This is a genomic window from Marinilabilia sp., assembly GCF_016278715.1.
Taxonomy (GTDB): Bacteria; Bacteroidota; Bacteroidia; order Bacteroidales; family Marinilabiliaceae; genus Marinilabilia.
Genome location: NZ_JADQBH010000074.1, coordinates 1 through 18,903 on the forward strand (window position 1 = coordinate 1; position 18,903 = coordinate 18,903).

An 18,903-nucleotide genomic window follows, 5' to 3' on the forward strand; every position below is an offset into this window, starting at 1 on the left:
AATCATGGTGCGGAGATCAGGAAAAATATCAGCCCCGATAAATCTTCGGATAATTTCCATAAATCCCATCATTGCCAGCGCCAATTGAAGATATCCACTAATCGCTGCCACGCGTTTTTTCCGAACAACAAGAGTTCCTACTGCCCATAGGCTCAATCCATAAACCAGAGCGTCGGCCAACATATCCAACGAGTCGGCCACCAACCCCATAGACCCGGCAATCCAACCGGCAACCATCTCTCCAACAAAAAATGCGGCGTTAATGACTAAAACAGTCCAAAGCATCTTTCGCTCACGGGAGTGATCTGTCAACTGCAATGTTTCGGCGTCATGCTCCTCTTCCGTGACCAATTTACCTCCCATATTCAAAGATTCAATTAACGGAGTGATATCACCAGCTTCCCCTCTGTGAAACACATCCAGCTTCCGGTCTTCCAAATCAAACTCCAGCCCTTCCATTCCATCAACGCCTTCCAGCTTCATACGGATAATGCGTTCTTCTGACGGACAGTCCATTCCCGGAATATGATAACATAATTTCTTCATCGCTTCAAAAATAAGAACAAACAATAAAATAAAACCAAAAAACACCCAACTTAGTTTAAAAATACCAACATATTGGGATACAAAAATTTTTAGGCAGAAGTCAATTGGGCAGAAGACAGAAGAGGAAAAATTGTTGTCAGAAATGAAAGTTGCTATCTTTACCCCATGTGGACCGACCTCGGATATTTAGGCCTTTTCCTGGCCAGTTTTTTGGCAGCAACCATTGTTCCTTTCAGTTCGGAAGTTGTACTGAGCGGAATGCTGGCAGCCGGTGGCGATCCGGTGTTGAGTCTTGCCACTGCAACACTTGGCAACTGGATGGGTGGACTCACTTCCTTTTGGATAGGCTGGATGGGGAAATTTGAATGGATCGAAAAATACCTGCGCATCCCAAAATCAAAACTGGAGAAATGGCACCGCAAAGTGGAAGGAAAAGAGTGGTGGATCGGACTGTTGTGTTGGCTTCCGGGCATTGGAGACATCATTGCCGTAATGCTGGGGTTGCTCAAAAGTAATTTTTGGCTGTCGGCCGCAGGAATGCTCATAGGCAAGGCTTTACGCTATGTGGTTTGGGGTTTAGTTACGCTTGAGGTTATTTCACGCATGTAATAAGGCAAAGGGCATAGGGCATGGGAAAGGATGGTGAAAGGGTGAATAGTTTGGAGGGTGAAAGGGCTGGCCAAAAACCCGACCGCGTCAGCGCAGTCCATTTGAGGGCTGCGAGCAGTTGCGTTTGGGAAAGAACCTCGAGAACCTAAGTGCTAAGAGCCAAGAGCTAAAACCTAACATCTACTCCCCTCTCGGAGCCGCAAACACCTGCACCCAGTATTGACCATCGTGCGACAAGGCAGCTCCCATTTCCGTAAACCCATCATTCATAATATTGCTGCAATGACCGGGACTATCCAGCCATCCTTCAACGGCTTCGGAAACCGAACGCGGTCCCATGGCCACATTCTCACCAACAGCGCGCCAGAGATAATCTTCCCGCTCTATTCTCACCACCACGGTAGATTTATCAGAACCGGCATGATCAAAAAAGTCATTGTCCGCCATATCATCTGCATGGTTTTGAGCTGCTTGAGCCAGCTTATTATTCCATTGGAGCGGGGGAACTGCATCATGTTTCTTACTTCCGCAACGACGTTTGGTCATCCGGGCGTCGTTGACCAGTTCCAGCATTTGTTTTTTGTCAAACTTCACATCGGAATAGTCCGGGGTTTGAGCTGTTCCGAACAATCCAAGTGAAAAGAAAAGGAGAGAAATAAATATCTTTTGCATAAAAAAGCAGCTAAATTATAGTTACACAAACAATAGTGTCCTAAACATTTTCAAAAGGGATTTCATCCCTTAAACCCTGATCCCGATTATGGTTTTGTAAGGTTTTGATTTTCCAAAACCAACAAAAACCTATTTCGGGACAAAAAACTTATTACATGATTATTGCTACGTTCGGCATTACCCAAGCAAGCTTGGTTACTGCTCTCTCTTATCGCAATAATTCAAGACTTTGCCAGCTTTCGCTCTAAAAACTATGGTTCTTCCATCGAAATCGTCTAAACTCATCTCACTTGCTACGCGCGTGAGATTCAAACAAAGACGATTTTTCGATAAAACAACCTTGTTTTTAGGCTTACCTGCCAAGGTCGGCACCCAACAAGCCCGACAGCTCTGTTAAAATAATTATTTTGGACAGGTTTGTTACACAACCAACAAAAAACAAGCCGCTTTTGTTAGCCCCCAAAACTCTTACTATTCAACAACTTTCGGTTGTGGATTATCAGCCTTAAACGAACCAACAAACATAATAATAACAAACCCCAGACCGAGCCATCCCATAGAAGTATAGGTTTTAAAAATCGTTTTGGAAAGACTGAAAAGAAATGGCGCTAATGCACTGGCAAAAACCAGCATGGACATGGCCCGCCCGGAAATTGCTCCCAGATGTTTACGACCAAAAAGCTTGGGCCATGTAACGGAGTTCAGTACAGCAAACAATCCGCCGCTGACTCCTGATCCAACAATAATCAACCACAAGCCCCAGCCGCCGGACAAGCCAATGAGTCCGACTACCCAAACCATGGCTCCCCCAATCATTACAAAAAGAAGTTTCTTAAGCGGCATCGAATCACTAAGAAAATTGAAAAGCAGGGAAACACTCACATTAATGACCGATATGGGCAGAAAAACAGCCACTGCCTCCTCCCTGTCGAGACCGGTGGAGGTGAATATATCCACCATGTGAAACGACAAACCGGTAATAAAAAAGGAGTTAAAGGACATCATCATGGCATACATCCAAAATGCCCGGGTGACAAAGGCTTCTTTGGGAAGAAATTGTTTCAGCCTGGGCATGGGCTTGTGCTTAGGATTGCTACTGCCCCTCTTCCCGTCAGGAACCAACCCCATATCTTCGGGATTGTCGCGATAAAAAACCCACATTAAAACACCAATGGCTAAAACACTGACAGCCAATACACGCCAGGCACCATCCCACTCCCAGTCTTTAATCAAAGCATCGAACACCAAGGGAGAACTGGAAAACCCCAGAGAGATGCTGATACTTACAAATGCATTGACCCGTCCGCGGTAACGATCGAACCATTTCATAATCATATTGCGCGAAGCCATGGTCAGTACTCCCTGACCGCTAAAGCGCAACAGGAAAAAGAACACCATCATAATAGAAAAGGGCACCCCCCAGTGCTCAATGCCCGTAATGGATTTAATATTCTGGCTTAATACATCCGAAATGGAACTTAAAAACAATGTTCCTGCCAGCAAAACTGCTGAAAGAACAGCAACAATTCTTGCCCCGGCGCGGTCGAACCAACGTCCGGCCCACCCAAGCAACAACGAACTGCCAAATGTTCCCACCATATAGGCAGCACTAAACTGGTCACGGGTAAGTCCCAAAGCATCTTTCACCGGGTCAGTAAATGTTGATACTCCAATAGTCTGCCCAGGCACACTGGCCCAGATGCCAATGGTGCCAACAACCATTACCACATAACCATAAAAGAATGGCCATTGTATTTTTTTGGTTTTGCTTTTCATAATCCGGCAAAGTTACCAATAACCCCTAAAGTAAAATGTGAGCGGACGTCAAAAGCTACTAAAAAAAACAAAACACCTCAGCCTGCTTCAAACCTCATTTCTGCTTGTTCAGAACAATTACATGTATTTTTGTATTAATATAACTAGTTATGTGGCTATATTTGTAAGTCGATTTTTTTTTATTAACTTGAGGATGAATTATTAATAACCAGAAAGACAGTTTCTACTCTGTTTTTCGACCGAAATTGTTTTCGCATAAGGTTCAGCTGGAAAACCTGAAAAAGAATGATTCAAATCCCGAATAATTCCTCCTATGAAAAAAGAACCTCAACTGACCATTATTGTGCCTGTTTACAATGAGGAAGAGAGCCTGCCCCGCCTGAAAAACGAAGCTGACAATTTTCTTAAAATAAGTCCCGAAAAGGTCAAAATCCTTTTTGTAGATGACGGATCAACTGATAAAAGTCTTTCAGTCATCCGCAGCTATTGCACCGAAAACCCAGACGATTTCAGCTTCATTGCCCTGGACCGCAACCAGGGCCTCAGTGCCGCCATCAAGGCAGGAATTGACCATATAAATACCCCTTACCTTGGCTATATCGATGCAGATTTACAAACAAGTTTTTCCGATTTTCTCCTGTTTTATGAACACATGGATCAGTTCACTATGATAAACGGGATCCGCCAAAAGAGAGCCGATACGCTTGTCAAACGACTATCCTCTAAAATAGCCAATGGTTTTCGTCAACGAATGATTCATGACAATATAAAAGACACGTGTTGTCCACTAAAATTGATACAGACTAAAACGGCCAGAGAACTTCCGTTCTTTAACGGAATGCATCGTTTTATCCCTGCCCTTGTGCTACTACACGGTGGCAAAGTAAAACAAATTCCGGTTCAACATTTTAAGCGAATGGAAGGCGTTTCCAAATATAACCTTTGGAATCGTCTTACAGGGCCATTCATCGACACGCTCGCATTCATGTGGATGCGCAAAAGAAACATCAAATATTCAATCAAAGACAGCAGCCATCAGCAATGATTAACAACTATTTTGTTTTTGGACTGGGCTTTCTGGCCCAGGGTTTGTTCTCGGCCAGACTTTTGGTTCAGTGGCTACTTTCAGAAAAAGCCAAAAAGGTCGTTTCGCCTGAAATATTCTGGCAATTAAGCATTTTTGCTTCCCTGCTGCTGATGGGCTATGGCATTCTCCGCAAAGACCTCGTTATAATTGGCGGACAGGCGGTTTCCTACTTTGTATATATTCGCAATCTTAAGCTAAAAGAAAGCTGGGAAAAACTCCCCAAAGCAGTTCAGTTGCTGGCACTTATAGCTCCGGCCTTCACCTTCGTATTTTTACTGTTCAATCACAACGGATACAATATCTCTGACCTGGCCCACAACCCCGACATAACATTTATACTTTTTTCCATGGGAACAATGGGGCAGGTTATTCTCACCTTCCGGTTTGTTTATCAATGGATTTATTCCGAGAAAAGGAAAGTTTCGGTCTTGCCACCCTTATTCTGGGCGATCAGCATTATCGGTGCCGCCATTATTATTTCTTATGCCATCATTCGCAGAGACCCGGTGCTTATAATTGGCCAAACATTTGGGGTAATCATTTACAGCCGCAATCTCATATTGCACTATTCTGCCCAAAGAAGAAACGAAAGCATCAAAAATAAAGACTCACAATGACAAGGCTTTTCTCCGGCAATAAAAACCCAGGCGACCATCTTTGGCCTGTACTCCTGATATCGGGAATTGCCCTGCTTTTTAACCTGAATGGATGGGGAGTTACTGAAACCAGTGAAGCCCGCTATGCCGAAATTGCTTATGAAATGTATCAGACGGGCGATTACCTTCATCCGCGCCTGTTGGAGATCCAACACTACCACAAGCCCCCGTTAACTTATTGGATCACGGCACTCTCTTACCATATTTTCGGGCCCAATGCTTTTGCCGCCCGTTTTTTTCAGCAATTCATGATCTTAATTCAGATGGTGCTGGTATTTCATTTGACTCAAATGTTTACCAAAAACAGACGAACGGCCGTTTCTGCCGCCCTTATCTATATCAGTTTGCCTGCAGTATTGATTTCAGCACGGGCCCTTACCACAGATGTATTTCTCAACACCTTTGTTTTGCTGTCAGTTTTCTTCTGGGCTAAACGCCGACTTTCCGGCCAGCCTGTTTGGCTTTATCTTACCTATTTATCCCTTGCCCTCGGTTTTATGACCAAAGGACCGGTCGTTTTTATCATTCCAGCGGTGACTATTCCACTGCTCAATCATCTGATGCCCTCCCGGCAGAAAGGCCAGGGATTTCATCACATTGCCGGATTTCTGCTATTCCTTACCACTGGTGCCTCCTGGTATCTGTACCTCGTTGGGGAAAATCCGGCATTTCTCGATTATTTTGTCATTGACCACACCATCAACCGTTTTGCAACCAACCAGTTTAACCGAGGCGAGCCATTTTGGTTTTATTTTCTGCTGGTACCTGCCATGTCGTTCCCCTGGCTATTATTATCTGTATGGCATTCCTTGTTTAAGAAAACAAGTCAATGGACTCACAAACGAGTATTATGGTTGTGGATCGGGATTCCTCTTATCTTTTTTTCTCTTTCTACATCCAAACTAATACTTTATGTTTTACCCATTTTTCCGGCTATTGCAATTATTTCAGCCATTGTATGGACCAATTTATCTGCAAAAATCCGGAAACGATGGAATATCGCACTCAGCGGGTACCATACACTGATCATCAGTTCACTTCTTGTCGCCGGATTTGTTCCATTAGCAGACATAAATTATTCCTCATCAATGTATGTGACTCTTGGCATTATGAGCACAGTCGTTGTTCTTCAGATTCTTCGAATTTCGCGCACCCGGAATACAGTCTGGATCGCCGCTTCGTTCTCTCTCTTACTGATTATTTTCAGCACCTATTTTCTGGAAGCTAACCCGCTCATTGGAAATGACCAAAGAAACGTAGCCCTGCTGGCAAAAGAAAAACTTTCAGAGAGCGGACATATTATGGTGTATGACAGGCGACTTCCCTCGGTAGCTTTTCACGCACACCACCCCATTATTTCCATCAATAACGGTAACGAGGGACTGACCAGAGAAACAATATTTGAGAAAAGCGAAAAATGGAAAGACTCTTTGATTGACATTAATGACGACAGATTGAATGAGGAAGCTTTTTTTGAAGGCAGCGTTTTACTTTCAAGGATGGAAGATGCCAGCGAACCGGCCTTCATCAGGTTGGCCTCCTTTTTCTCTGACCGCCAAACCGTCGATGGATGGATGATTCTCTCGGGTGTCAATCAAAATAATAATCACAACAAGTAAGGGTTTTTTGAATTAATTTTGTCCATCTTCTGTCATGCATCCAAAGGATGAGAGGACACTTCATTCATTCACTAAAAAGAAACGGATGAATCGAGCATGATGTTTTTAATATAATACCAAAACAATAGACCGTTAGATTTTTAGATATAAGATTTAAAATGAATCATATAATGTTGAAATTCTACATTTTAACACAAAAATCCGTTCGGCTTCAAATAACTGAATCAGATGTTCTTATGAAAGCTTAACAGACGATTAAAAAAAAGATATGTAAAAAAAAAATGAAACGAGAACGAAGCAGTTACATTCATTTCTCAAATAATTTCAAAATTTCAACCAAATGAAAATTAATTTCAGAGCCAACCTAAACATGGTCGTTTTAGCTTTTTTAGTGCTTTCTATCTCTTCTTGTCAACATCAACAAACAAGTGACATTGATCTGGTAAAAGCCTTCAAACCTTCCGATAAATATTTCAAATCGAGCCTGATGAGCCTTCACTTCATCATCGAAACCTCTCCTGTCGATAAAGTAGATACCGTATTCCGGCAGATTATTGAATCTTATGACCTGCCTTTGTCTGCCAACGGGATTCCTGATGGCAGCTACAGCGCTGCCTCTCCGGCTGATGCCTTTGACTACCAACACGTGGTAACCATTTCGGTAAAAAACGAGAAAATCACTTCGGTTGACTATAATGAAATCAAACCTGCCGGCAAAGGCAAACAGGAAGATACCGCTTACTGCAAAGAGATGCAACCTGCCGGCACAACTCCGGCAATTGCTTACCCTGTGATGGAAGAGCAACTGCTGGAAAAGCAGAATATAATGGAAGTGGATGCAGTATCGGGAGCAACCTACTCGCTTTACCGAATGAGGTATGCTCTGACCATGGCACTGATGAAGGCCACATTAGAGAACAATCCAAATTGACGCGGACAGGCAACTGAAGTTAGAAAGCCGCTATCTCTGAATAATGAAACCATCCAGGAACCATAAAGTAACAAAAAGAGGGCGACCCATTTCGGACTGAAAAATTTATTTCACCTAACTTCGTTTCACAAATAATTAGGATGGGTTTAATAAGTATTTTACCATAGCCCGTTAAAAGAGCCCCGAAATTACCCCGTCATCATCAATATCTATATTTTCGGCTGCAGGAGTTCCGGGAAGTCCGGGCATACGCATGATATTACCGGTGATGGGCACGATAAAACCAGCCCCGGCAGCAATTTCAATTTCACGTACTGTGACAACAAAATTCTCGGGACGCCCCAGTAATTTTGGGTTATCGGAAAGTGATTTCTGAGTTTTGGCAATGCAAACGGCCTTATCTCCCAAACCCAATTCTTCAATCACCTTTAGGTCCTTTTTTGCCTGAGCGCTGTAGTCAATGGCCTTTGCTCCGTATATTTCCTTGGCAATGGTTTCAATTTTCTTTTCCACCGACCAGGACCAATCGTAAAGCGGTGTCATTTCGGAGGTACAACTCTCGGCTGCTTCGACAACCAGGTGTGCCAATTCTTCAGCACCTTCTCCCCCTTTGGCCCAAACATCTGCCACAGCCACCTTAACACCCAGATCTTTACATTTTGCCACAATTGTCTCAATTTCTTCTTCCGTATCAGACACAAACCGATTGATGGCAACCACCGGGCAAACATTGAATTTCCTCATATTTTCCACGTGTTTCTCAAGGTTCTCCAATCCACGCTTTACCGCTTTCGTGTTGGGACTGTTGAGTTCGGCCACCGAAACTTCGCCATGATACTTCAGTGCTCTGACGGTTGCCACCAGTACAGCAGCCTGAGGTGTCAGACCTGCAGAAACACATTTGATGTCCAGAAATTTCTCCGCGCCTAAATCAAAACCAAAACCGGCCTCTGTCACCACATAATCAGACAAAGAAAGTCCCATTTTGGTTGCAAGTACAGAGTTAGTTCCCTGAGCAATATTGGCAAACGGGCCACCATGAATTATTGCAGGATTACCCTCCAGCGTTTGCACCAGATTAGGCTTGATGGCTTCTTTCAGCAACGCCGCCATGGCTCCCTGTGCATTTAGGTCGCGCGCAAACACCGGTTTTTTATCGAAAGTAAAGCCCACAAAGATATTTCCGATTCGCTTCTTCAGGTCATGGAAATCTTCGGCCAGACAAAGAATGGCCATTATTTCTGATGCAGCAGTGATGTTAAATCCGGTTTCGCGTGGAATGCCTGATGTAGTTCCACCCAGACCCACGATAATGTTTCGCAACGAGCGATCGTTCATATCCATCACCCGCTTCCAGTGCACGGTTCGGGGGTCTATGTTCAGGGAACGACCGTTGTTCTGTATATTGTTGTCGATAAGAGCGGCCAATAAATTATTGGCTTTTTCGATGGCCGCAAAATCACCTGTAAAATGAAGATTGATGTCCTCCATTGGAATTACCTGTGAATAGCCACCGCCGGTAGCACCCCCTTTAATTCCAAAAACAGGCCCCAGGCTGGGTTCGCGCAGCACTACTGTGGTTTGTTTTCCAATGCGGTTGAGGCCTTCACTAAGTCCGATAGAAATGGTTGTTTTGCCTTCTCCGGCAGGAGTTGGCGAAATGGCAGACACCAAAACGAGCTTACTATTTTTCCCTTCTTCGGTATTGATCAGGTCCAGAGGTAATTTGGCCTTATATTTTCCATAAAATTCCAGTTTGTCAAAAGGAATCTTCAGGTTTTCTGCTATTTCTGCAATGGGTCTGATGCCCGCTTTCCGGGCAATTTCAATATCACTGGCCATAATCGGATAAATTTTATCTTGAAAGTGATATGAAGATATGTAGAATTACCGAATTGTCAAAATCAGGAACGGGCCAGCGGCACGGTAAAGGAAAAGTCACTTCCCTCTCCCAGTTTACTCTTCACCCGTATCCTGCCACCTTGCTTTTCCACAAATTCCTTGCACAGTAACAATCCCAGACCACTGCCCTGCTCATTTTCGGTTCCGGCACGTGAAGATTGACCAGTTATGTCCCAAAGTTTTCTCAGGTTTTCAGGGGCTATGCCCACCCCATTGTCGGAAACGAAAACCACTGCTTCACCCGACTCAAGTCTGACAGAAATATCCACACTACCTCCTTGTTCGGTAAATTTAATTGCATTGGACAGCAGGTTGCGAACAATGGTTCTAAACATAAAACGATCTGCTTGTACCATTATGGTTTCGTCACCTGAAAATTTAATACTTATATTTTTCCTGGTCCCCTGGTCTTTTAATAATTCTATAACACTCAGACACACCTCTCCTGCATCCACACTCTCGGGACGAGCAATCATTTTACCCGACTGCGAATTGGCCCAAAGCAACAAGTCCTCAAGTAATCCGTAGGTTTGCTCCCCGGCCCGAAGAATTTGTTTCAACTGATCCTCTACCTCATCGCTATTGAAAAACTCAAAATCACTGAGCAACAGCTCGGAAAAACCAATTATAGTATTAAATGGATTTCTCAGATCGTGAGCAATAATGGAAAGAAACTTGTCTTTAGTGGCATTGGTTTGTTTCAATTCATTTCGTTGCTGAATTAATTCCTGTGCCTGAATCTCAATTTTTTCCTGACGTTCTTTAAGCATAGAATTGCTTTCCATCAGTTGTTTTTTCTGATTTTCCAACACTTCATTCTTCTGCCTTATCTCTTCGGTTCGCTTTTCAACCAGCCGGTTTAATTTTTGTATGCGCTGAAGTCGGGACCGATAGAACAGCGCTAAGATCAGCATCCCAATAAAAACAACCATCCCCCTGAACCAGAAGGTCTGCCAATAAGGCGGAAGAATTACAATTTCAAGCTTCCGTTGCTCTTCGCCCCAAACGCCATCTACTTTGCACTGAATTTTAAATTCATAATTGCCAGGATCCAAATTGGTATAGGTCGCTTTTCGTGTTTTCCCCACATAATACCATTCCTTATCAAAATTCTCCAGTTTATAGGCGTACTCGATATCATCTGTAAAATTGTAATTCAGTGCCGCGTAATCGAAAGAAAACATGGAATAACGCCAGGGAATTTCAATATAATCTGTTTCGGTAATCGACTTTTTAAGTATTGAATCCTTTTCCCCGATCCCGACAGATTTATTGAATATCTCAAAATCTACAATTTCGATGGGAGGCGGCGCTACAGAAACAGATACACTATCGGGGTGAAACCGATTAAAGCCGTTGATGCCCCCAAAATAAAGATAGCCATCCCGATCCTTAAACGAAGCACCTCGGTTAAATTCTATGTCCTGAAGTCCATGGGAACGCGAGAATCGCCGAAAACTGCCAGTCTCCGGATTATAGACCATTAATCCGTCGTTGGAACTTATCCATAAATTGCGCTGGTCGTCTTCCTCTATCCCCAGCACCCTCAGTTCTGAGAGACTATCGCCCAATGGATAATAGTTAAAATGAAGATTATCCGGATTAAGTTTATGCAACCCTTTATTGGTGCCAAACCACAACCCTCCTTCATGGTCTTTCAAAGATGACAACACATTCCCGTTTTCTAATCCGCTTCTTCCATCCTCGATTCCCAGAAAACGCCTGAAAGTATGGTTTCGCCGAAGCATGTTAATGCCTCCTCCATCCGTTCCCACCCACAACAAGTTATTTTCCCCTTCGAGAATATTTATTATGTTGTTATTGCTAATACTTAATTCATTCCCTACTTCTACCGTAAAACTTTTAAATGCGCCGGTTTCATAATCAAACAAATTAAGACCTCCTCCAAAAGTCCCCACCCACAAATCCCCTGATGAGTCTTCATAAGTCATCGATACATTATTCGAACTAATGGAGTTATCATCAGAATCATCTCTTACATATCGCGTGAAATCCCGGGATTCAAAATTATACCTGCTCAAACCTCCCCTCCAGACACTAACCCATATATTGTGCCTGGTGTCATGTGAAACACCCATTACAAAGTCCCCACCTAAACTATTTTGGTCATTTCTTCGGAACCGAAATTCCTGAACCTTGTTCATATTTCTGTCAAAAACATTGAGCCCTCCGCCATCTGTCCCCACCCATATATTTCCGTGATGATCCTGACTAAAACTGGTAACACTGTTATGACTCAGGCTATTACCCATTGCCTTCTTCCGGTAATGTTCAAATGTGTTGAAACTCCTAAAATATACATTCACACCACCAGTATAGGTTCCTATCCAAATATTCCCATCGGTATCTTTAAAAAGAGAATAAACAGAGTTGTTATTGAGGCTTTCAGCATCTAAATCATCATAAACCACTGTAGAGAAACTCCTGGTGGAAGGTTGATAGATACTCAATCCTCCATTCTCTGTACCTAGCCAGATATTTCCATGATCATCTTCAACAACAGCCCTGACGACATCACTACTCAAAGAATTAGAATCTAAAGGATCATGTGAAAAATGCTCAAAGCGATTCTCAGTCGGATAATAGCAACTAACCCCTGAATCTCTCGTTGCTATCCAGATTCTTCCCGATGAATCTTCAAACAAATCGAATAAACCACTTTCTGAAACTACTTCGTCATTTGTCGGATGAAGCATAAAGTGTTCAACTTCACCGGTTAAAGGGTTATAGCGATCAATCCTTTTTTCAAACCAAAACCCGATCCAAAGATTCCCTTTCGAATCTTTTTCCAATGTACTGATGCTATTGCTTCTTATGCCCTGGATTCGGTTGGACTCATACACAACCTTTGTTAATCGGGTACGATCTTTATTAATCTTGTACAATCCATGCCCAAAAACCCCAAGCCATAAATTTTGCTGATTGTCTTCAATTATTGCCGCAAGATTGGAACTAGGCAACTCAATATTACTTTCAGGAGGTTTATTGAAATTTTCGAAGCTGTCAGTCGCCGGGTCATATCGGTCAAGACCTCCACCCGGGTGCCCAATCCAAATATAACCCTGGCTGTCTTCAAACATTGAGCTTATCTGGCTACTGGACAAGGAATTTTCTTTTCCGGGAATATGTTCATACAACCGAAAATCATAGCCATTGTAGCGATTCATTCCCCCCCGGGTTCCAAACCACATAAACCCCCTGGAGTCCTGCAAAATGGTTACGACATTATTCTGTACAAGACCATCTTTGGAGGTGATGTGTCTGAACTTCATATTGGGACTTTGTCCATTTACCTGAAACAAGCCCAAAAAGAGAAAAATAAATAACCAACCCCTAAGCATAAATCCCCTTTATTTCGTCTATCTCCGTGGATAATTTCAATTTCCCAGCATTTGCAGCCGAAAACATACTCTAATCCCCGGAAACGGTAATAAAAAACAATCAAATATGTACCTCATATCTGAAATCATGCCCCTAAATGGCATTACGTACTGTTTTTAAGAAGGTTTCCCTTAAATGACAACTTATTAAAATTTTTGAAAAAAAAAGTCAAAACACAATCGCATTTAATAATTAAGGACTCAATTAAATAATCCGTGCTGATTAATTCTACTTTACGCCTTTAGACAAAAAATAATTGCCGGAATCTGTATTTACAGCCTGAAAGGCTAACTTAATTCAGCCCGGGGCGGCGCTCCGGGATTTTTAGAAATTTTTTTCATGCGGGCTGAAAGCCCAACTGAATCCAATATTATTATTCAATTAACTGCCCTTACAGGGCGACAATTCTAATATGCTTAAATTCCCAACGTGATACGTTGGACTGAATTAAGCCGGACTTACAGCCCGAAAGAAATCACCAAAAACAATTCAGAAAGTTACCATTAAGGTGGTTGATAACAAAATATGATTGCAAATAAACCCCACCCAATCTACACAAAAACAACACATTGTCAATACCTTCCACAAAATAACCAACATATTAACCCCGGCAATCGTTCAAAAACAAAGCACCACTTTATCTGTTCATAAATTATAAAATAGCCGGGAGGGAAAATTCCAGCCACTGATATACCCATGAAACAAAAGATACACTATTAACATAAAGCATTTTAAAAAAATTTTCAGCCAGAAACTAATCGGGTGTGACAGATTCTTTGCAAAAAACGTCAGCACAGGATTCAATCAGCTAGCAAACACTTAAAAAATTTAAAGCACTCTTAAAACATAAGAATATGTCAATAAATTCAACCACCAACCACCTCATTCACTCCACCTCTCCTTATCTTTTGCAACATGCACACAACCCGGTTGCCTGGCACCCGTGGAACCAGGAAACCCTGAATAAGGCACTACAGGAAGACAAACCCATACTCGTCAGTATTGGTTATTCAGCCTGTCACTGGTGTCATGTGATGGCTCATGAATGCTTTGAGGATAAAGAGGTTTCCCGCCTTATGAATGAACATTTCATCTGCATAAAAGTAGACCGGGAGGAACGCCCGGATGTTGACCACTTTTTCATGACCGCTTTACAAATGATGGGCGGTCAGGGCGGATGGCCCCTGAATGTGGTTGCTCTTCCGGACGGACAGCCTTTCTGGGGTGGTACATATTTACCTAAAGACCAGTGGATGTCTGTTCTGGAGAAAATACAACAACTTTTTGAAAACGAGCGGGAGAAATTGACGCATCATGCCCACAACCTAACCACAGGGATTCAGCAAGCATCATTAATTCCAACCGAAAATCAGGAAGCGGGTGACCTTTCAGACATCATCAATGAAGCAATGGAAACCTGGTCACCCCAATGGGATATGCGACTGGGTGGTTCTCGGGGAAAACCCAAATTTCCCATGCCTGTTAATCTTGAGTTTCTGTTGCATCAGAATTTTCACCATCCGCAGAAAAAATTTGCGGAATTCATCAACACCTCTCTTCAACAAATGGCGCGCGGTGGAATTTATGACCAGGCAGGTGGTGGCTTTGCACGCTACTCGGTTGATGAATTCTGGAAAGTTCCCCATTTCGAAAAAATGCTGTACGACAATGCCCAGCTAACAGAACTCTATGCGCACGCCTACGGATTTTTTGGGAACGAAGAGTATAAGAAAGTAGTGTATGAGACCATCTCGTTTGTGGAAAAAGAACTCATGCACCCATCAGGGGCCTTTTTCTCTGCTCTGGATGCCGACAGCGAGGGAGAAGAAGGGAAATACTATGTCTGGTCCGAAGAAGAACTGGTGGATACGCTTGGCAAAGAATTCCCACTCTTCGCCGATTATTTCAACATCAATGAAACCGGATATTGGGAGAATGGCTATTACATTTTGTTGCGCAGTCAGTCCGACGAAGAATTCTCACGGAAACACCAACTTGAGATTCTGCAATTGCAGGAAAAAAGAGCGTTGTGGAAAAGAAAACTAATAGCCCAAAGAGAGCAGAGAGTACGCCCCGGACTGGACGATAAGTCGGTAACTTCGTGGAATGCCCTAATGAACAAAGGGCTTGCCGAAGCTTATAAAATTTTCGGTGAAGACCATTTTCGTGAACTGGCGTTAAAAAACGGACATTTCATCCTCAACAATCTCAAAACAAACGATGGGGGAATATTCCATACCTGGAAAAACCATCAACCATCCATCAGCGGTTTTATGGAAGATTACGCCGCAGTAATCGCTGCATTCGTTGTCCTCTTTGAGATTTCGGGAGATGAGCTATGGATATCCGAAGCCATCGCTTTATCCGATTACGCTTTTGAAAAGTTTTACGATGAGGAAGCCGGTCATTTCCGGTTTATGGAAAAAGACCAAAAAGAATTACCGGCCAATCACTTTGAAACACAAGACAACGTAATCCCCTCCGCCAATGCAATCATGGGGTATGCGTTGGCTAAACTTCACCTTTTTACAGGAGAAAAAGCATACCAGAAAACAGCACAAAAGATGCTCACGACTATGCTTCCTCAATTCCGCAAATACCCCTGGGGGTTCGCACATTGGGGCAGTCTGATGTTGTTTCTGAATAAACAAAGCTTCGAGGTGGTGATTTCAGGTCCTGAGCATCAAAATTTCCTTACCCAACTACAAAAAAACTACAGGCCAGACATCATCTGGGCACCAGTGGGCCCGGAAAGTCAGGAAAAAACAGAAATTACCAAAGGCAGGAAGTCAACCGAACGAAACACTATTTTTGTTTGCAAAGCAGGAGCTTGTCAACTGCCTGTGTACAATGTCGAAGAAGCTGAGAAATTAATTTTGATTTCTTAGAAAATGTTTAAATTCTGTTATTGGAAAATGTTTTTGAAGAATTGTGTTCTTAGACAGCTCAAAATTGACACAATTTGCAGCGCGATTTTAGGAAATTTTGACAAAGCCTAAAAGGTCAAGACCCGAAAACATCCAACAGAATTAAACACAAACACCCCAGGCCATCGCTTATAACCACCTTAAGAGAATTTGAATTATCAATTTTCCGGCTTTTGCCTACATGTATTCACGCCAAATAATGCATAAGCTCCACAAAACCGAAACAGAGAAGTAAGCAGCAGAATAATTGCCACAACGAGGAATATCGTTCCCGTTGTACCCGAAACAGCACCTGAAAGATAAAGAATTGCCAGTACTGCAGCGATTGCAATTCGCACCAGTCTGTCCTTATTACCAACATTTGCTTTCATAATTATAAAATTTATCTTACGTGATTAATACTAGATCGAAGGTATTAAAGCAAAAGCACCGGCGGTTTTAGTTTAACCTTTTCACGGAGCTTTACATCGGGCTGTTTGCACTCTGGCTTTCAGCCTGTTTTTACAATCTGTCAAGGTAGAATCACTCCTTCTTTTGGATATTTTCATCCTCTCCAAACATTCATCAACAACACAAAATCTTTTGTCCTTTTAACCATCCCTAAAAGATAAAACAATCTGAAAGCCAATTGGTTTTAAAAACAGAAAACCCACCTGCTGTGATTAGCAAGTGGGTTTTTTATATCATCTTGGCAAGAAAACGCCAAATACCGCGTCTTTTCTATTAATCAACCATTCTTGGCCAGTCTCTTGCGCTCATGCTCCTGAAGGAGTATTTTTCTAAGCCGAATACTCTTTGGGGTAACCTCCACATACTCATCGCCCTGGATGTATTCCAGGGCCTCTTCAAGACTGAAGATAATCGGAGGTACCAGCTTGGTTTTGTCATCCGACCCGGAAGTCCGCATGTTGGTAAGTTTTTTCTCCCTGGTTACATTCACCGTCAGGTCACCGTCGCGGCTGTTTTCACCAATTACCTGCCCCAGATAAACCTCTTCCATGGGATGCACAAAAAACTTACCCCGATCCTGAAGCTTATCCAATGCATAAGCAATTGCTTTTCCTGATTCCATAGCAATCAAAGAACCATTCTGACGTTTGGAAATTTCTCCTTTCCAGGGCTGAAATTCCACAAAACGGTGAGCCATTATCGCTTCTCCGGCGGTAGCAGTCAGCATATTATTACGCAACCCGATAATTCCGCGAGAGGGAATATTAAACTCCAGAACAACACGTTCTCCCCTGCGCTCCATGGTCAAAAGTTCTCCTTTGCGCTGAGTAACCATCTCAATGGCTCGTCCGCTATATTCGTCGGGCAAATCAACGGTCAGCTCTTCCACCGGCTCATTTTTCTCACCACCAATTTCTTTGATAATTACACGAGGCTGCCCCACCTGTAATTCATAGCCTTCACGGCGCATGGTTTCAATCAACACCGACAAGTGTAAAACCCCACGGCCATATACGTTCCAGGCATCAGCAGAGTTGGTACTTTCTACTCTCAGTGCCAGGTTCCGTTCCAATTCCTTATCCAAACGATCCTTGATATGCCTGGATGTTACATATTTGCCATCTTTTCCGAAAAAAGGGGAATTGTTGATGGTAAACAACATGCTCATGGTAGGCTCATCAATAGCAATCGGATCAAGCGGCTCCGGTTTTTCCGGATCGCAAATGCTGTCTCCGATATCAAAACGCTCAAGGCCAATGATAGCACCCAATTCACCATTGGGCAACATATCAACTTTAGTACGTCCCAGACCGTCAAACACATTCAACTCTTTGATGCGTGTTTTGTAAAGGCCCCCATCACGACTCACCACAGTTACTTCCTGTCCGTTCCTCAGTGTTCCCCGATGCATACGTCCAATCGCAATACGTCCCACATAAGGAGAATATTCCAACGAAGTAATCAACATTTGGGGAGTTCCTTTCAACTCATCGGGAACAGGAATAAATTCAATGATGGCGTCCATCAGGGCTGAAATATCCGTAGTCTGCTTTTTCCAATCTATTGACATCCATCCGTCACGGGCTGACCCGTAAACAGTCGGGAAATCCAGCTGATTCTCAGAAGCGCTAAGGCTAAACATCAAATCGAATACCATTTCCTGCACCTCCTCGGGACGACAGTTGGGCTTATCAACTTTATTGATAACCACAATGGGCTTCAATCCCAGTGCCAGTGCTTTCTGAAGCACAAATCGCGTCTGAGGCATAGGACCTTCAAAAGCATCCACCAACAGCAAAACACCGTCAGCCATGTTCAAAACGCGTTCCACCTCTCCTCCAAAATCGGAGTGACCTGGAGTATCTATGATGTTTATTTTATGATCGTTCCAAACCATTGAGGCATTTTTGGAAAGAATGGTAATGCCTCGTTCCTTTTCCAAATCATTGCTGTCCATGATAAGCTCACCGGGACGCTGATGCTCACTGAAGAGTTTTCCCGCCTTCAGCATTTCATCCACCAGTGTGGTTTTGCCGTGGTCAACGTGGGCAATGATCGCTACATTTCTGATTGACTGCATAAATATTTCTTAAAAGAGCGTGCAAAAGTACTCTTTATTAATAACAATTAACAGCCCTCCATGGTTTTAATGGTGTTAAATATGCTTAACAGGCCCCAGAAGCAAAAGCTCTTGTCCTTCAAGGCCTACTGTTTTACTTTCTTTCTTCTCAAGAGATGTTTATTACCGACCATTAAGCGCGGCATGCACAATCACTCTGCAATTTTATACCCACACCTCTTATGACCAGCAAACCCAGCCGTTGCT

13 protein-coding genes are annotated in these 18,903 nt (G+C 43.0%); 6 read left to right on the forward strand and 7 right to left on the reverse strand.

The window, feature by feature from the left end; genetic code table 11:
* A partial coding sequence (locus tag QZZ43_RS04770) for a cation transporter (RefSeq protein ID WP_291856770.1) occupies positions 1-546 on the reverse strand: 546 nt, incomplete at its 3' end.
* A gap of 165 nt (positions 547-711) precedes the next feature.
* Between QZZ43_RS04770 and QZZ43_RS04775 the strand changes: the two genes are divergently transcribed.
* On the forward strand, positions 712-1,155 hold the full coding sequence (locus QZZ43_RS04775) for a VTT domain-containing protein (protein WP_291856772.1): 444 nt from the start codon (positions 712-714) through the stop codon (positions 1,153-1,155).
* A gap of 180 nt (positions 1,156-1,335) precedes the next feature.
* Here QZZ43_RS04775 and QZZ43_RS04780 read toward each other — a convergent pair whose 3' ends face one another.
* Both QZZ43_RS04780 and QZZ43_RS04785 read right to left on the reverse strand, forming a co-directional pair.
* Positions 1,336-1,827 carry a CAP domain-containing protein gene (locus QZZ43_RS04780; protein ID WP_291856774.1) on the reverse strand — a complete coding sequence of 164 codons (492 nt, stop codon included), beginning with the start codon at positions 1,825-1,827 and terminating at the stop codon, positions 1,336-1,338.
* 471 nt (positions 1,828-2,298) lie between these two features.
* Complete coding sequence (locus QZZ43_RS04785; RefSeq protein ID WP_291856776.1) at positions 2,299-3,603, reverse strand: nitrate/nitrite transporter; 1,305 nt, start codon at positions 3,601-3,603, stop codon at positions 2,299-2,301.
* 313 nt (positions 3,604-3,916) lie between these two features.
* On the opposite strand from QZZ43_RS04785, the gene QZZ43_RS04790 reads away from it, so the two are divergent.
* The 4 genes from QZZ43_RS04790 to QZZ43_RS04805 all read left to right on the forward strand — a co-directional run bounded on the left by QZZ43_RS04790 (position 3,917) and on the right by QZZ43_RS04805 (position 7,896).
* Positions 3,917-4,648: a glycosyltransferase family 2 protein gene (locus QZZ43_RS04790; protein WP_291856779.1), complete on the forward strand. Its 732-nt coding sequence runs from the start codon at positions 3,917-3,919 to the stop codon at positions 4,646-4,648.
* Positions 4,645-5,307 carry a lipid-A-disaccharide synthase N-terminal domain-containing protein gene (locus QZZ43_RS04795; protein ID WP_291856780.1) on the forward strand — a complete coding sequence of 221 codons (663 nt, stop codon included), beginning with the start codon at positions 4,645-4,647 and terminating at the stop codon, positions 5,305-5,307. The genes QZZ43_RS04790 and QZZ43_RS04795 overlap by 4 nt, the downstream gene beginning before the upstream one ends.
* On the forward strand, positions 5,304-6,965 hold the full coding sequence (locus QZZ43_RS04800; protein WP_291856782.1) for a glycosyltransferase family 39 protein: 1,662 nt from the start codon (positions 5,304-5,306) through the stop codon (positions 6,963-6,965). The genes QZZ43_RS04795 and QZZ43_RS04800 overlap by 4 nt, the downstream gene beginning before the upstream one ends.
* Positions 6,966-7,305: 340 nt before the next feature.
* On the forward strand, positions 7,306-7,896 hold the full coding sequence (locus QZZ43_RS04805) for an FMN-binding protein (protein WP_291856784.1): 591 nt from the start codon (positions 7,306-7,308) through the stop codon (positions 7,894-7,896).
* A gap of 171 nt (positions 7,897-8,067) precedes the next feature.
* On the opposite strand, the gene QZZ43_RS04810 is transcribed toward QZZ43_RS04805, so the two are convergent.
* Positions 8,068-9,738, reverse strand: coding sequence for a formate--tetrahydrofolate ligase (locus QZZ43_RS04810; RefSeq protein WP_291856786.1), 1,671 nt, complete (start codon positions 9,736-9,738; stop codon positions 8,068-8,070).
* 62 nt (positions 9,739-9,800) lie between these two features.
* The gene (locus tag QZZ43_RS04815) at positions 9,801-13,091 is read right to left on the reverse strand and encodes a sensor histidine kinase (RefSeq protein ID WP_291856788.1); all 3,291 of its coding nucleotides are present in this window, start codon (positions 13,089-13,091) and stop codon (positions 9,801-9,803) included.
* A gap of 963 nt (positions 13,092-14,054) precedes the next feature.
* Between QZZ43_RS04815 and QZZ43_RS04820 the strand changes: the two genes are divergently transcribed.
* Complete coding sequence (locus tag QZZ43_RS04820) at positions 14,055-16,088, forward strand: thioredoxin domain-containing protein (protein ID WP_291856790.1); 2,034 nt, start codon at positions 14,055-14,057, stop codon at positions 16,086-16,088.
* A 197-nt stretch (positions 16,089-16,285) separates the two neighbouring features.
* On the opposite strand, the gene QZZ43_RS04825 is transcribed toward QZZ43_RS04820, so the two are convergent.
* Together QZZ43_RS04825 and typA are read right to left on the reverse strand one after the other, a co-directional pair.
* Positions 16,286-16,498, reverse strand: a complete 213-nt coding sequence (locus QZZ43_RS04825) for a DUF2892 domain-containing protein (RefSeq protein ID WP_291856792.1) — start codon at positions 16,496-16,498, stop codon at positions 16,286-16,288.
* A 356-nt stretch (positions 16,499-16,854) separates the two neighbouring features.
* Entirely contained in the window at positions 16,855-18,657 is a 1,803-nt protein-coding gene (gene typA / locus QZZ43_RS04830) for a translational GTPase TypA (protein WP_291856793.1), read from the reverse strand.
* Between the last annotated feature and the right edge of the window lie 246 nt (positions 18,658-18,903).

Excerpts from the sequence above, each read along its gene's own strand:
- QZZ43_RS04775 (WP_291856772.1), top strand. The coding sequence starts at position 712 with ATGTGGACCGACCTCGGATATTTAGGCCTTTTCCTGGCCAGTTTTTTG.
- QZZ43_RS04780 (WP_291856774.1), bottom strand. The coding sequence starts at position 1,827 with ATGCAAAAGATATTTATTTCTCTCCTTTTCTTTTCACTTGGATTGTTC.
- QZZ43_RS04785 (WP_291856776.1), bottom strand. The coding sequence starts at position 3,603 with ATGAAAAGCAAAACCAAAAAAATACAATGGCCATTCTTTTATGGTTAT.
- QZZ43_RS04790 (WP_291856779.1), top strand. The coding sequence starts at position 3,917 with ATGAAAAAAGAACCTCAACTGACCATTATTGTGCCTGTTTACAATGAG.
- QZZ43_RS04795 (WP_291856780.1), top strand. The coding sequence starts at position 4,645 with ATGATTAACAACTATTTTGTTTTTGGACTGGGCTTTCTGGCCCAGGGT.
- QZZ43_RS04800 (WP_291856782.1), top strand. The coding sequence starts at position 5,304 with ATGACAAGGCTTTTCTCCGGCAATAAAAACCCAGGCGACCATCTTTGG.
- QZZ43_RS04805 (WP_291856784.1), top strand. The coding sequence starts at position 7,306 with ATGAAAATTAATTTCAGAGCCAACCTAAACATGGTCGTTTTAGCTTTT.
- QZZ43_RS04810 (WP_291856786.1), bottom strand. The coding sequence starts at position 9,738 with ATGGCCAGTGATATTGAAATTGCCCGGAAAGCGGGCATCAGACCCATT.
- QZZ43_RS04815 (WP_291856788.1), bottom strand. The coding sequence starts at position 13,091 with ATGAAGTTCAGACACATCACCTCCAAAGATGGTCTTGTACAGAATAAT.
- QZZ43_RS04820 (WP_291856790.1), top strand. The coding sequence starts at position 14,055 with ATGTCAATAAATTCAACCACCAACCACCTCATTCACTCCACCTCTCCT.
- QZZ43_RS04825 (WP_291856792.1), bottom strand. The coding sequence starts at position 16,498 with ATGAAAGCAAATGTTGGTAATAAGGACAGACTGGTGCGAATTGCAATC.
- typA (WP_291856793.1), bottom strand. The coding sequence starts at position 18,657 with ATGCAGTCAATCAGAAATGTAGCGATCATTGCCCACGTTGACCACGGC.